At 45.2% G+C, this 14,441-nt stretch carries 12 protein-coding genes; 7 read left to right on the top strand and 5 right to left on the bottom strand.

Annotated features, from left to right (window positions below):
- Positions 1-76: 76 nt before the first annotated feature.
- Positions 77-592 (top strand): adenine phosphoribosyltransferase, encoded by a 516-nt coding sequence (locus tag P5683_RS17910; protein WP_315639676.1) that lies wholly within the window; start codon positions 77-79, stop codon positions 590-592.
- Positions 593-601: 9 nt separating this feature from the next.
- Positions 602-1,600 carry an ABC transporter permease gene (locus tag P5683_RS17905; protein WP_006620710.1) on the top strand — a complete coding sequence of 333 codons (999 nt, stop codon included), beginning with the start codon at positions 602-604 and terminating at the stop codon, positions 1,598-1,600.
- A 79-nt stretch (positions 1,601-1,679) separates the two neighbouring features.
- Here the strand turns inward: P5683_RS17905 and pip are convergent, their stop codons facing one another.
- On the bottom strand, positions 1,680-2,627 hold the full coding sequence (gene pip, locus P5683_RS17900) for a prolyl aminopeptidase (RefSeq protein ID WP_006670147.1): 948 nt from the start codon (positions 2,625-2,627) through the stop codon (positions 1,680-1,682).
- A 25-nt stretch (positions 2,628-2,652) separates the two neighbouring features.
- Positions 2,653-3,165 (bottom strand): FxLYD domain-containing protein, encoded by a 513-nt coding sequence (locus tag P5683_RS17895; RefSeq protein WP_006620708.1) that lies wholly within the window; start codon positions 3,163-3,165, stop codon positions 2,653-2,655.
- A 195-nt stretch (positions 3,166-3,360) separates the two neighbouring features.
- On the opposite strand from P5683_RS17895, the gene P5683_RS17890 reads away from it, so the two are divergent.
- Positions 3,361-4,581, top strand: a complete 1,221-nt coding sequence (locus P5683_RS17890; protein WP_006620707.1) for a M20 family metallopeptidase — start codon at positions 3,361-3,363, stop codon at positions 4,579-4,581.
- Positions 4,582-4,686: 105 nt separating this feature from the next.
- Positions 4,687-5,205, top strand: coding sequence for a DUF3172 domain-containing protein (locus P5683_RS17885; protein ID WP_006670145.1), 519 nt, complete (start codon positions 4,687-4,689; stop codon positions 5,203-5,205).
- Between the two features lie 6 nt (positions 5,206-5,211).
- On the opposite strand, the gene P5683_RS17880 is transcribed toward P5683_RS17885, so the two are convergent.
- On the bottom strand, positions 5,212-6,507 hold the full coding sequence (locus P5683_RS17880; protein WP_315641825.1) for an AMIN domain-containing protein: 1,296 nt from the start codon (positions 6,505-6,507) through the stop codon (positions 5,212-5,214).
- A 198-nt stretch (positions 6,508-6,705) separates the two neighbouring features.
- Here P5683_RS17880 and P5683_RS17875 point away from each other — a divergent pair, with 198 nt between their 5' ends.
- On the top strand, positions 6,706-7,260 hold the full coding sequence (locus P5683_RS17875; RefSeq protein ID WP_315641826.1) for an NUDIX hydrolase: 555 nt from the start codon (positions 6,706-6,708) through the stop codon (positions 7,258-7,260).
- Between the two features lie 79 nt (positions 7,261-7,339).
- Positions 7,340-8,311, top strand: a complete 972-nt coding sequence (locus P5683_RS17870; protein WP_315639678.1) for a succinylglutamate desuccinylase/aspartoacylase family protein — start codon at positions 7,340-7,342, stop codon at positions 8,309-8,311.
- Here the strand turns inward: P5683_RS17870 and P5683_RS17865 are convergent.
- Positions 8,274-10,976: a PAS domain-containing protein gene (locus P5683_RS17865; RefSeq protein WP_315639679.1), complete on the bottom strand. Its 2,703-nt coding sequence runs from the start codon at positions 10,974-10,976 to the stop codon at positions 8,274-8,276. The genes P5683_RS17870 and P5683_RS17865 overlap by 38 nt on opposite strands.
- A gap of 359 nt (positions 10,977-11,335) precedes the next feature.
- Positions 11,336-12,808: a leucyl aminopeptidase gene (locus P5683_RS17860; protein WP_006618432.1), complete on the bottom strand. Its 1,473-nt coding sequence runs from the start codon at positions 12,806-12,808 to the stop codon at positions 11,336-11,338.
- A gap of 246 nt (positions 12,809-13,054) precedes the next feature.
- Between P5683_RS17860 and thrC the strand changes: the two genes are divergently transcribed.
- Entirely contained in the window at positions 13,055-14,365 is a 1,311-nt protein-coding gene (gene thrC, locus P5683_RS17855) for a threonine synthase (RefSeq protein ID WP_006618431.1), read from the top strand.
- Positions 14,366-14,441: the final 76 nt, after the last annotated feature.

Genomic DNA, 14,441 nt, shown 5'->3' with positions numbered 1-14,441 from the left:
AGTATTATACCGTATTGCCGTAAAATGTTAACCTAATTTGAGATGAAATCATGCTCCTAATATTTACATTACCCTGATGGATCTTAAATCTTTTATTCGCGATATCCCAGATTTTCCTAAGCCCGGTATTGTCTTTAGAGATATTACTACCCTGTTAAGGGATTCTCAGGGCTTACGCTATACGATTGACACTTTGAAGGATAAGTGCGATCGCCTCTCCCCAGATTATGTCGTGGGTATGGAGTCCCGTGGGTTTCTGTTTGGGGTTCCCCTGGCTTATCAGTTGGGTTGTGGGTTTATCCCCGTGCGAAAACCTGGGAAGCTACCAGGACAGGTCATCACTGCACAATACCAGTTAGAATATGGGAGCGATCGCCTGGAAATGCACATTGATGCCATGGCACCAGGTAGCAAGGTTCTGATTGTTGATGATCTGATAGCTACCGGGGGAACGGCGGCGGCCACGGCTCAATTGGTACAAGAGGCTCAGTGTCATTTGGTGGGTTTTGCTTTTATCATCGAGTTAAAGGCCTTGGGGGGACGAAATCAATTACCTGATGTCCCCATTGTCACTTTAATTGATTATGACTGAAAAAAAAATATGAGCATTGACTCTGATAACTTGTTGTATGTGGCGAAACGACTTTTTCAGGCGCTGATTACTCTGCTATTGGCTTCTGTACTCTGTTTTGCGATCGTCCAACTGGCTCCGGGTGATTATCTTGATAAATATATCAATAATCCCCAAATTTCTGAGGACACTCTCAATCAGTTTAGAGAACAATTCGGATTAGACCAACCTCCTATTATCCAATATTGGAATTGGCTAACCCAAATTGTCACTAGGGGGAACTTTGGCTATAGTTTTGAAAATCAGCGATCGGTCACGGATTTACTCTGGGAAAGAGTCCCCGCTACCCTACTGTTAGCTATTTCTTCCCTCATTCTAACTTGGGCGATCGCACTTCCCCTAGGAATTTTGGCCGCCGTTAATCAAAACCGCCGAGTCGATCGCACCCTACAAGTAATCAGCTACACTGGTCAAGGGTTCCCCAGTTTCATCACCGCCTTACTGTTACTATTTTTAGCCCAAAAAACTTCCCCTCTTTTTCCCGTTGGAGGTATGACCAGCATAGACTATCCTGATTTGTCTCTCTTGGGGAAAATCGGTGATATTGCTTGGCACATGATTTTACCAACCCTGGCTTTAAGTATAACCAGTTTCGCGGGTTTACAGCGACTCATGCGCGGTCAATTACTCGATGTCTTACGTCAAGACTATATCCAAACGGCGCGCGCTAAAGGTCTCCCAGAAAACCGAGTGATTTATGTTCACGCTCTCCGAAATGCCATTAATCCTTTAATTACCTTATTAGGATTTGAATTCGCTAGTTTATTAGGCGGCGCTTTTATTGCCGAAACCTTTTTTAACTGGCCGGGACTAGGAAGGTTAACTTTAGAAGCAGTTAGACAACAGGACCTTTATCTAGTTATGGCTAGTTTAATGATGGGTGCTGTTATGCTGATTCTGGGTAATCTTTTGGCGGATTTACTTTTAAAATCAGTAGACCCTCGCATCAAACTCGAAAACCTGAATTAATCCCCCCTCCGGTGCGTCATACCCCGGTTATATTCATCCTCACCCCTCTCCTCTCCTACACTGGGAGAGGGTATCTAACCTATAAGGTGGCAAATTTATCTGATATGTCAATTAGCGCTTTTTGAATGCCTGGTTCACTCATGGAATGTCCAGCATCAGGAATAATAATTAACTCGGCTTCCGGCCAAGCCTGATGCAATTCCCAGGCGGTTTTCATGGGACAAACTACATCATAACGACCCTGAACGATCGCCGCTGGAATATGACGGATACGCTGAACATTAACTAATAGTTGGTCTTCGGATTCAAAAAAACCTTGATTGACAAAATAGTGGCATTCAATTCTAGCGAAAGCCGTGGCAAAATTGCCATCACCAAATCTTTGGATTAAATGCTGATCTGGCAATAATTTACTGGTGCTGGCTTCCCAAATTGACCAAGCCTTAGCCGCCGCCAATTGTATTTGGGGGTCATCACTGGTTAAACGACGATAATAAGCTGAGATTAAATCGTGACGTTCTTCTGGGGGAATAGGTTTGATATATTCCTGCCAAGCATCAGGGAAAATGTAGCTGGCTCCCTCCTGATAAAACCATTGTAGTTCGGCTTTTCTTAACATGAAAATACCCCGCAAAATCAACCCTTGACAATGTTGGGGGTAAGTCTGACTATAGGCTAGGGATAGGGTACTTCCCCAACTACCACCAAACACCACCCAACTGTTAATATTTAGGTGATTTCGCAGGCGATCGATATCTTCTACTAAATGCCAAGTCGTATTTTCTTCTAATTCTGCATGGGGGATACTTTGACCGCATCCCCGTTGGTCAAACATGATAATTCGCCACTTTTCGGGGTCAAAATATCGACGATATTCTGGTAAGCATCCGCCGCCGGGTCCCCCATGAAGTATCACCACTGGTTTACCTTCTGGGTTCCCGGACTGTTCAAAATAAATGGTATGTAAGGAACTAACTTGTAGTTTGCCTTCGGCGTAGGGTTCTATGGGAGGGTAAAGTTGGCTCATGTTTGAGTTATCCTATGGTTGGTAATTAGTTGTTGATAATGAGGGGATAAACGGCTTGAGGATTAAGCTGTAGGCGACACATTTCTCGCCTAGCTAAACCATCAGCATAGCACTGATTAATTTCTGTGGTTCCGTCTTCTGAGGCGATCGCTTCTATGAAAAACACCTGGGGAACCTCCGCAAAAGCCCAGCCAAATTTACCAGTTTCTCCAGGTTGTAACTCCCCTGGGCTAACGGTGGCTTGGTGGCTTTCTACTTCCACTAAAATATTACCTTCCTGACGGTATAAACGATAAACTACTTGTAGCGATCGCACTACCTCTGAACTCTGATTAGTCAGTTTACCTTCTACCGTATAACGTCCGGCGGTGAGGGTTTCATTAGTCACCATTTGCATTTCACTAATTTGGAAGGGTTGATTTTGGGCTAATAACAATGGAGATGAAACCACTATATGGGGAACTGATATAGCCGGGTTAGGGAGTAAGGTTCCCAGTCCTAATGCTGAAATTAAGAAAATCCGCGAATAACTTAACATAGGTCAAATCTGATATATACTGATGATGGTGGTTAGCCTAGGCAGGAATTGCTAAGGACTGCACCACTCCAATTTTATCGCGATCGCTGTCAATTTTCATCACCTAGAGGAAGAAAAAGGCAGAATTCCCCTAGGGCTGATTATCTGCTAAAATCATGATAAAATTAGTACACCCACAGCCATTATAAATCATCTATGACTGCAACTGTCTCCACTCCCCACCGGGTCAGCACCGAGAAAATTCGCCCGGCAATTCAAGCACTACAGCCACAGTTAGTTAAGTGGCGGCGGCATATTCACCAATACCCAGAGTTAGCATTTCAAGAAAAACTAACCGCTAAGTTTATTGCCGAAAAACTAGAGGAATGGGGAATTAATCATCAAACACAAATTGCCGAAACCGGAATTGTAGCCATTATTGAAGGTCATCAACCGGGGCCAGTTTTAGCAATTCGGGCGGATTTTGATGCCTTACCTATTCAAGAACAAAATGAGGTGAGTTATAAATCTTGTCATGATGGCATTATGCACGCTTGCGGTCATGACGGACATACAGCGATCGCCCTAGGAACTGCCTATTATTTATCGCAACACAGACAGTATTTGTGTGGTACAATAAAAGTAATCTTTCAACCTGCTGAAGAGGGGCCAGGCGGCGCATTGCCCATGATTGAAGCTGGGGTTTTAAAAAATCCTGATGTTGAGGCAATTTTGGGGTTGCATTTGTGGAATAATTTGCCATTGGGAACGGTGGGGGTGCGTGCTGGTGCGTTAATGGCGGCGGTAGATATCTTTGAATGTCGCATATTGGGGAAAGGGGGACATGGAGGGATGCCGCATCAAACCATAGATGCAATCTTGTTAGGTTCCCAAATTGTTAATAACCTGCAAACCATTGTAGCAAGGAATGTTGACCCCTTAGAGTCTGCCGTGGTCACTGTGGGTTCTTTCCATGCTGGAGATGCTCATAATGTGATTGCAGACCAAGCGACAATCAAGGGGACAGTCCGCTATTTCAATCCTCAATTTAATGAATATTTTAGCAACCGAATCGAGTCAATTGTGGCGGGAATTTGTCAAAGTCATGGGGCGAGATATGAGTTAAATTATCAACACAATTATCCGCCAGTAATTAACGATCCATCCCTAGCCAATTTGGTGAGAAGCGTGGCGGAATGTGTGGTAGAAACGCCAGCGGGGATAGTGCCAAAATGTCAGACTATGGGAGGTGAGGATATGTCATTTTTCCTGCAAGAAGTACCGGGGTGTTATTTTTTCATGGGGTCTGCTAATAGCGATCGCAATTTAGCTTATCCGCACCATCATCCTCGGTTTGACTTTGACGAAACCGCCCTAAGTATGGGGGTAGAAATGTTTGTGCGGTGTGTAGAAAAGTTTAGCGGTGAAAAATCCTAACTGCTGAACCCAAAAGAGTGATCGTCATGTCTACAATAGGGTGCAGAGCCTTAAAATGCAGCTCTCGGTAGAGAATAAAAATTGATCACGGTATTCCAAAAGCTCATGAAACGTAGAACTAAGCCCACATCTCCCATAGCTTCCGCCTTTAACTATACCGCGATGGCAGTGATAGCAGGCGTTCTGGTGTTGGGAATTGGTATAGGTATGGCGATAAGTTCCACCGCCACCCTAACCCCCCAGAATGTAGCATCCAGCGAATTCATTGATCGCAGCGCTCCCAACCCAGAAATCTGTGTTAAATTCGGAGCCAGTGCCATGGTGACAGATTTACGGGTATTTGTGACCCTGAACCCGTTTAGTGTTTTCGTCGCTCAACCTCGGATGCAACCCGGATGCGTTTTGCGGACCAGTAACTGGGCTCTACTGAGACAGCGGAACCTGATCACCGTGGAAGAGGAAAGAGACTGTAAACACCGGATGAACACCTTTGGCTATACGGGAGACCTGAACGATGATGCAGAGGTAAGCTGTATTTACCAAAACAATAGCGCCCAGAACGATTTTCTGAATCAATCAGGTCTCATCCCGAACCGTCCTAGACCGGAGGCCGATCGCTTTTAAAACCCTTTAAAATCGTGGGCCAGTTGGTAAAGCTGGGGTGATTCCTAGCAAAAAGTCATTTTGGGCTAATTCCTGAACCAATCGGACTTGGACAACCTGACCCGGTTCAAGAATATGCTGTTGAGGGGAACTAATAGCGCCAACAACAGCCCCTCCCACAGCCCCAGCTAGGAATCCCAATCCATCAAAACCACTAACGAGTAATCCTCCCAAACCGCCAACTCCTGACCCAATAGCCACATTTTCCGGCTTAATTGGTCTCGCACCTGGAATCCAAGTTGATTCAGCCACAAAGGGAATGCTACGACCTTCTAAGTTAATGGCTTGGGCGACAAAACGGGTTCCCTGATTAGTGGTTTCAAACCTTCCGACGACAGGGGTATCTGGAGGTACGACAAAATTACCTGCTGCGTCTACAATTCCCCCTTGCAAAAGTAAAACATCTTGGCGGTTGAATTGGGATTTTAGGCGCACATCGTCAATTCCAGGATATTGGAGAGTCACAGTTGTACCGACGGGTAATAAAATACGACGGTCGGGGCGTTGGGGTTCTGGTACGGGTCGAAAACCTTGGCTAGGTGGTGGTAATTCTGTGGGTAGAGGTTGACCAAAGGGGATAACAGCGGTGGTGTTGGACATGGGGAGAATTTGAGTTCCGACTTGTTGAGCAAGTGGCTCTGGTCTCACCAAGCTGGTTTGGGTGGGGCGATTTAGGGGGACTCGCAGAAATTCAACATCTGGGAAAGGTTGGGGTTGAGGATTGGGTAAGGCGCTGATGGGGCGTGGTTGGGGGGTTAATTGGGGGGAAATATTGGCGGATGTGGGAGACTGAGTTATGGGGGTTGTGGTTAAGTTATTTTCTGCGGGGGGTTGACGACGGGCTAACAAAACGGGACGCAATACCCACTGATTTTCTACGCCAACTCGTCTGAGTTGAATTTCTCTGTCATCAAGAATGAAGCCAGGAGCGAAATCAACTGTCATTCGCGCTACGGTGGGTTCAAGTTGGCTAACGCTGACCCGACGCACTAAGCCGGACTCGTAGAGTTCGGTGACATTAACACCTAAATCTGTATCTGGTAGGTCGATAATAATGCGGCTGGGTTGTTGGACTACGGCTAGTCGGGGTCTAACTCCTTCTGGTAGTTGGACTTGAACGGTTCCGTTATTGGGGTTGAGGGTCCACTGGGGAACGGTAACGGCTAAAACTGTGTTGACGATCGCCTCTGTACCTACTATCAAAGTGGCGATCGCTGTAGTTAGACCTAATTTGAAAAGACTAGGGAACCGCGGCCGTGTCAATTTCCCGATTGGGAGTGGTTGGGTTGGCGCGGCACTGGAAAAACCAAGTGACACTGGAAACGGTCTATACTTGTTTTGCATGATCGCCACATCAAAAAAAGTTTTCTGAGAAAAGCTGATTGCTACTATAGCTCATCTCTGGAGTTAGTATCATGTTTTTAGTTAGAATGCAACCCTAACTCCTAGATTTGGAAACTCATGCAAAAGTGGAAAAGACTGCGATCGCAAATGATCATAGATCATCCTTGGTGTCGGGTGCGCCAAGATGCGATCGCCCTTCCCGATGGGAATATTATAGATGATTTTTTTATCAATATTCGGCCTGATGTCGCCTTAGTTTTTGCTGTCACCGAAGACCAGCAGGTGATTTTTGTTCGCCAATACCGACATGGAGTCGAGCAGATTTTATTAGAACTCCCCGCTGGCGGTTTTGACCCGGCTACCGAAACCCCCACCGTCGCCGCCTTACGGGAACTTAGGGAAGAAACAGGTTATGTCGCCTCCTCTTTAATTCCCCTAGCTACCCTATACGATAATCCCGTCAAGGACACTAATTCTATTCACCTATTTTTGGCGGAAAATGTGCAACTGCAGCACCAGACCCAACTGGACTCCACCGAAGATATCCAAGTGGTTCTGATACCAGTGGCTGAAGTTATAGATGCGATCGCCACCCAAAAGATTCAAGTAGCCGGAACCATTGCTGCTATCTTTTTAGCCTGGGAATATCTCCAGAGTAAAAAAACTCAGTAATCGATGAGCTATTATCTGCTATAATCATGTCATAAGTGTATTCTTATAGTTCCGCTTTCTGACCAGCGATCGTCCATTAATGCTTGAAATTTGCCGCACCCCAATTCCCCCCGCACGCACTAAGCGCATCGAAATCCCCGTGGCTCGCCTTCCCACCCAAACCATGCTATCCCTACCCGTTATCGTCATCAATGGCTATACAGACGGACCTATACTCTGGCTGAGTGCGGCTATTCACGGCGACGAAATTAACGGCGTTGAAATCATTCATCAAGTCTTGCAAAAAATTTCCCCCAAGCGGTTGCGGGGGACCTTAATTGCTGTTCCCATTGTCAATGTCTTTGGATTTATCGAACAATCTCGATATTTACCAGATCGCCGAGACTTAAACCGCTCGTTTCCGGGTTCCAAAAGAGGAAGCCTCGCCTCCCGTCTAGCTCATTTATTCCTCCAAGAAATTGTCAATCACTCCACCCATGGAATTGACCTACATACAGCATCAGGTCACCGTAAAAATTTACCACAAATTAGAGCCAACTTAGATGATCCTGTTACCTACCAATGTGCGCGCGCTTTTGGAACTTCTGTGATTATTCACTCCCAACTTAGGGATGGTTCCCTACGTCAAGCCGCCACTCAAAAAGGGATTCCGGTTCTTCTATATGAAGGAGGGGAGGCGCTACGATTTAATTCCCATGCTATTTATATTGGCGTTCAAGGTATCCTACGGGTGATGGAAACCTTAGATATGTATGACTTCCAATTTGATAACTTTCCCCTGGAACCTATAGAAGTGCAAAATACTCAATGGGTGCGTGCTTCTCGTAGTGGGATATTACAACTATCTATTGAGTTGGGGGAACGGGTATATAAGCGCCAACTCCTAGGTGTTATATCTGATGCTTTTGGTGATACCAGCGTCAAAGTCAGGGCTCCTGCTGATGGGTTAGTTATCGGAAATCAGCAAAATCCCTTAGTTAATCAAGGGGATGCTATAGTTAATTTGGCTCTCCTCAACTCTGAAGAGAATCTCGTTCATTTTCCATCTTAGAATACTGTTCACTTGGGAGATAATATCGTCCGGTTTTGCTTAATACAGAAGGTCGCCGGGGAATTTCGATCGCAAATTCTGACCCCTTAGTTAGTACCGACTTACAGGTTAAATTTCCCCCATGTTTAGCCACAATTTGATAACTCATGGCTAATCCTAAGCCGGTACCATGACCCACAGGTTTAGTGGTAAAAAATGGCTCAAATAATCGTTTTCGCACATCTTCTTCCATACCCAAACCATTATCAGAAATTTTAATTGACACCCAATCCGAGTTAATTAATTCAGTGCTAATCTGAATAGTTGGATCGAAGTCAACCAAGCCATTTTCGAGTTTTTCTACTTCTAAAATCGCATCAATTGCATTACTTAAAATACTCAAAAATACCTGATTCAGTTGACCCGCATAACATTCTACTTTGGGTAAGTATCCATAATTACGAATGACTTTAATTTCGGGAAACTCATGTTTTTCTAAGGTGGGAAGTCGTCCTTTGAGTCGATGTTGTAGGATTAATAATGTACTCTCAATCCCCTCATGAATATTAACTGGCTTCATTTCCGACTCATCAAGTCTCGCAAAATTCCGCAGAGACAAAACAATCTGTCGAATCCGATTTGCGCCGACTTCCATTGAATCTAAAATGCGGGGTAAATCGTCTACAATAAAACCTAGTTCGACTTCCTCAATGCGATCGCGAATTTCCGCCACTGGCTGTGGATAATATCGCTGATATAATTCAATCAGTGCCAACAAGTCTTGTACATATTGACCCGCATAGCTAATATTACCATAAATAAAAGTAACTGGGTTATTAATTTCATGGGCAATTCCTGCGACCATTTGACCCAGACTGGAAAGTTTTTCATTTTGAATTAATTGTGCTTGAGCCTGTCGGAGTTGTTTAAGGGTTAGTTCCAACTGTAATGCTCTGGCGCGTTCCCTAGCTTCCGACTGTCGCAAAGCATCTTCAGCCTGTTTGCGATCGCTAATATCCCTAACTGTCCCGGTCATGCGTAGGGGTTTACCTTGCTCATCTCGACTCACCACTTGACCATGATTAAGCACCCATTTCCAACCCCCATTATTGGTAAACATCCGGTGTTCAACCTCACAAAAATGCGTGTGATTTTGCCAGTGTTGTTTTAAGCAATAAATCACCTGATGGCGGTCTTCAGGATGCACCAGCTTCAACCAAGACCGAGGATGGTTGTTGATGTGCTTCATATCATAACCCAGCATTTGTCGGCATTGAGGGCTAAAATAGACCTCATCAGTGCCTAAATTCCAATCCCATAAACCCTGATTAGTTCCAGTTAATGCTAATTGTAACCTCTCCTCATTAATCCGCAGAGCTTCCGAGGCTTGTTTTTGTTTAGTAATATCAAAAATTGCCCCCGCCAAACATAAAACTTGTTGGTCATCATCAAAGATACCTTGACCCTTATCATAAACCCATCGTTCGGAACCATTGGCTCGCCGTAACCGATACTCTAAAATATAGGGATGGCGTTTTTCTACGGATATTTGAATCGCGTCTATAACTGTTTGTTGGTCATCAGGATGAATCAGACTTGCAAAGCTGATAGTTCGGTTTAAAATCAAATCATTAGGGCTATAACCAGTAATAGATTCCACCCCCGGACTCATAAAGGTCATGGTGCGATCAATGTCTAAATTAGAGCGATAAACTGCACCGGGAATATTAGAAACCAGGGTGCGAAATTCTCCCTGACGTTCCCGCAGCATTCTCTCAACTTGTTTGCGATCGCTAATATCTCGGATAAACACACATTGATATTCCTGACCTTTAAAGTTCAGATGATTAATCATCATTTCCACGGGAATGAGGCGATTATGTTTAGTCCGATAGCGAGCCTCAATTTTTAAAGACCCACAGCGGCGCAGGATTTGCCAATGTAAATGCCAAGAATCTCGCGGAAAATCCGGGTTAATATCATGAATCGTCAATAACAATAATTCGCTAGGGGAGTAACCCAACAGGCGAGAAGCTGACTCATTCACATAAATAATTTCTCCTTCTATTCCAATCCAAAAAATCGCATCGGCGGCTTTATCAATAGAAAATTGTGTCAGGGATATGGTATCTTCCGCAGACCAGTTATTGATCTTGGCGTTTACTTTGATAGTTAATGGATTGGGATTTCCTGAGTTGGGGGAGTTATTGGCGGCTGAATTATCTAGGCTAGATGTCAAATTCTGGCGGCGGATAAACCCCAACATAGGTATCTGAAACCACCACAGCCAAAAGAATATTAAGTTGGTAGCGAGTAATCCTAAAATGGCTAAGATAGTTATCACAAATATTCCCCCGACGGGATACCAGACAATTTCTGTGTCAAGTATTTGAAAATTCCCCGCCATGACTAACCCCAAGCTGAGTAACCCCGAGTTACCGATGAAATTACCACCGCCGCGCCAAAAGGGTTGATTTGGGGTTGAGAATTTACAGCGATCGCCATAGATTGATAAGCTATTGTTGAGCATACCTGCTGACAAGTAACTAACCAATGCGATCGCAGCAGTTAACCACAAATGTAGCCAGTTTGATAGTGATTCTGGCGAAAAGCTATACCCCCTGAGCATTATATGAGGCTCAAAGGTTAATAATTGGGTAAAAACATATACCAACAATTCTAGCATTTGTTAAATTATTTTTTGGGGTTCGCTTCCCGTCAACAGAGAGAGCAGATATTTGTCCACTAGGGGAAAACCTATCTATAAGCACCCATCATTCGGTGGTTATCCCCATTGAAAAGCATAATTAACCTAGCAAATTAGTTGCCAAATATTGAGATGTCTATAGTAATGGTGATAATAGGTGACAGTTAATACAACCCGATTCCAGAAGATACCGGAATAGTAGGCATTTACTCACCAACCAAGGGGTTGGCGGTTGGCGGGGAAATGGATCATTGATTGCCATAACCAGAAAAGGTGCAAAATGGGAGCAATCCCCCAGGCGATCGCCTCCGAACTGCATAGGGGAATTGCCATCCTGGTTAGGAATTAGCCAGAACCCAATTCACCAGGGTTCGGACAGGGAATCCGGTCGCACCAGTTTTATTATAGCCCTTATCCTTATCTGTCCAAACTGGGCCAGCAATATCCAAATGAGCCCAAGGGGTATCCTTAACAAACTGTTTCAGGAACAGAGTAGCCGTAATCGAACCCGCCGCCCGAGGTCCCGTGTTTTTCATGTCAGCATGAATAGCCTTGAGTCCTTCAAAATATCTTTCCTCAATTGGCATCCGCCAGAATTTTTCCCCAGCTTTTTGGGAAGCAGATTGTAACTGTTGCGCCAGTTGATCATCAGGACTCCATAACCCAGCGATATCATCTCCCAAGGCAATGATACAGGCTCCGGTGAGAGTTGCTAAATCCACCATAGCATCAACCCCTAGGCGGTCAGCAAACACCAAAGCATCAGCCAAAGTTAAACGCCCTTCAGCGTCCGTATTATTGACTTCAATAGTTTTGCCATTAGAAGCGCGCAGGAAGTCTCCAGGGCGCATAGCACGGCCGCTAATCATGTTTTCGGTTACGGCACTGATAAAATGCACCTCAACTGTGGGCTTTAAGGTGGCGATCGCCTTAGCCGCGCCAAAAGTCGCCGCCGCCCCAGCCATATCCATTTTCATCATTTCGATGCCGCTACCCGTGGGTTTCAGGTTCAAACCACCCGAATCAAAAGTCAAACCCTTACCCACAATAGCTAGTTTCCGGGTCGGTGTTCCCTGGGGTTTATAGGTGAGATGGATAAACTTAGGAGGCAAATCCGAGGCTTGAGCCACCCCTAAAAATGCTCCCATTCCCAATTTTTCGCAATCTTCCCGTTCCAAAATTTCCAGTTCCAACCCATACTCAGCAGCCAGAGATTTAGCCAATTCTGCCATAGTTATGGGGTTAACCTCATTAGCCGGAGCCGCCACCAACTCCCGCGCCAAGAACACCCCAGAACAGACCTGTTGAGCCAGGGTAATGGCTGCTTCTGTACCCGGAAACCCTAGCAGATCTACAGACTCGACTTTAATTTCTTTGTCCTTAGTTTCCGACTTAAAGCGATTATCCTGATACAGAACTAACTCTAATCCTTCTACAATAGCCCCCACCGTCTCCGACGCATTACCCACCGGGAAACTGATACCCAGGGTTTTACCTTTGAGTGCTTTCGCCGCCTGTCCTGACGCAGCCGCACCACGTCGGATAGCTTCTAGGGTGTAGTCCTCAGCAGACCCCAACCCCACTAAAACCACCTTACGAATGGGACTATTGCCACCCACACGACCAGAAGCACTACTATCAGCTTTTCCCTGAAAGTCTGATTCTTCGATAAGTTCTTGTAGGGTCCCACCGAGTTTTTGATTGAGTTCTGCTAAATCCCCACTCAGTTGGACTTGTCCTTCAAACAGACCTATCGCTAATACATCTCCACTCCAGTCTAGGCGGTTAGTATCTGTGGCTCTAAATTCCATGTCTTAATCTCAATGCCTTTTAAAGTACGACTTGGGTCATCTTTCTTAATCCTATCGTGAGGGCGGAAATTATTTACCCCAAATTTGGATTACCCTGCTCCCCGGACTGTACCCGCTAAAACTCCCCATTTAAGGGAATTTTTGTTAATCCCGACAAAAAAAGTCGGGTATGGTTGACGGGAATTTGACAACTGTGATAGTCTTCATCCAACAGTTAGAACAGCAGAAAAAGCAGAGGTAAGTGTCATGACCCAGGCAACCCATAACCACACCACCACCCCCACCGCCGGAGCTACTTTTGATAAACTCAAATGTAAAGAGTGCGGCGCGGAATATGCTCTGGAAGCCAAGCACGTTTGCGAGGTGTGTTTTGGTCCCCTGGAAGTTCACTATAACTATGACAACCTTCGCCAACTGGTAACTCGCGAAACTATTGAAGCTGGCCCAAATTCGATCTGGCGTTATCGTCACTTTTTACCGGTAGCTACAGATAATGTTATTGATGTGGGAACTGGGATGACTCCGTTGGTGAAGTCAGAACGGTTAGCCCGCCGCCTCGGTCTCAAAAATCTTTATATTAAAAATGATGCTGTTAATATGCCTACCCTTAGCTTTAAGGATAGGGTGGTATCTGTGGCTCTCAGCCGCGCTAGAGAGTTAGGTTTTTCGACGGTTTCCTGTGCGAGTACGGGAAATTTAGCGAATTCTACGGCGGCGATCGCAGCTAAAGCGGGATTAGATTGTTGTGTATTTATTCCCTCCGATTTAGAAGCTGGGAAGGTGTTAGGAACATTAATTTATAATCCGATTCTGATGGCAGTTAGGGGCAATTATGACCAAGTTAATCGCCTCTGTTCAGAAGTAGCTAATACCTACGGTTGGGGTTTTGTTAATATCAACCTGCGCCCCTATTATTCGGAAGGTTCTAAAACTCTGGGTTTTGAAGTAGCAGAGCAGTTAGGTTGGCGACTGCCAGATCATGTAGTAGCGCCGATCGCTTCTGGTTCGTTATATACCAAGATTCATAAAGGTTTCCAAGAGTTTGTTAAGGTGGGTTTAGTGGAAGATAAACCCGTGCGTTTTAGTGGCGCACAAGCGGAAGGTTGCTCTCCTGTAGCCCATGCTTTCAAGGAAAATCGCGACTTTATTACGCCAGTTAAACCTAATACGATCGCTAAATCTATCGCTATTGGTAATCCGGCTGATGGTGTGTATGCAGTAGAATTAGCCAAAAAGTCTGGCGGTAGTGTGGAGTCAGTTAATGATGCTGAAATTATCGAGGGTATCAAATTACTGGCGGAAACTGAAGGTATCTTTACAGAGACGGCTGGCGGAACTACGATTGCGGTGTTGAAAAAACTGGTGGAAGCGGGTAAAATTGACCCCGATGAAACTACTGTTGTTTACATTACTGGAAATGGCTTAAAAACTCAGGAGGCGGTTCACGGCTACATTGGCGAACCTCTGACCATTGACCCGAAACTAGATAGCTTTGAAGTGGCGATCGAACGCGCACGGACTCTCGATCGCTTAGAATGGCAACAGGTTTTGGTTTAAGATTAGCCAAAATCGGGTAAGATGTCAGCACCCCCGGCTGAAGCACAGGGGCTTCGTGCCCCCCTTTCAGGTAGCT

It is taken from the genome of Limnospira sp. PMC 1279.21 (assembly GCF_032349615.1).
Taxonomy (GTDB): Bacteria; Cyanobacteriota; Cyanobacteriia; order Cyanobacteriales; family Microcoleaceae; genus Limnospira; species Limnospira fusiformis.
Note: the sequence above shows the minus strand (reverse complement) of the source record. Positions and strands in the feature narration are given on the sequence as shown.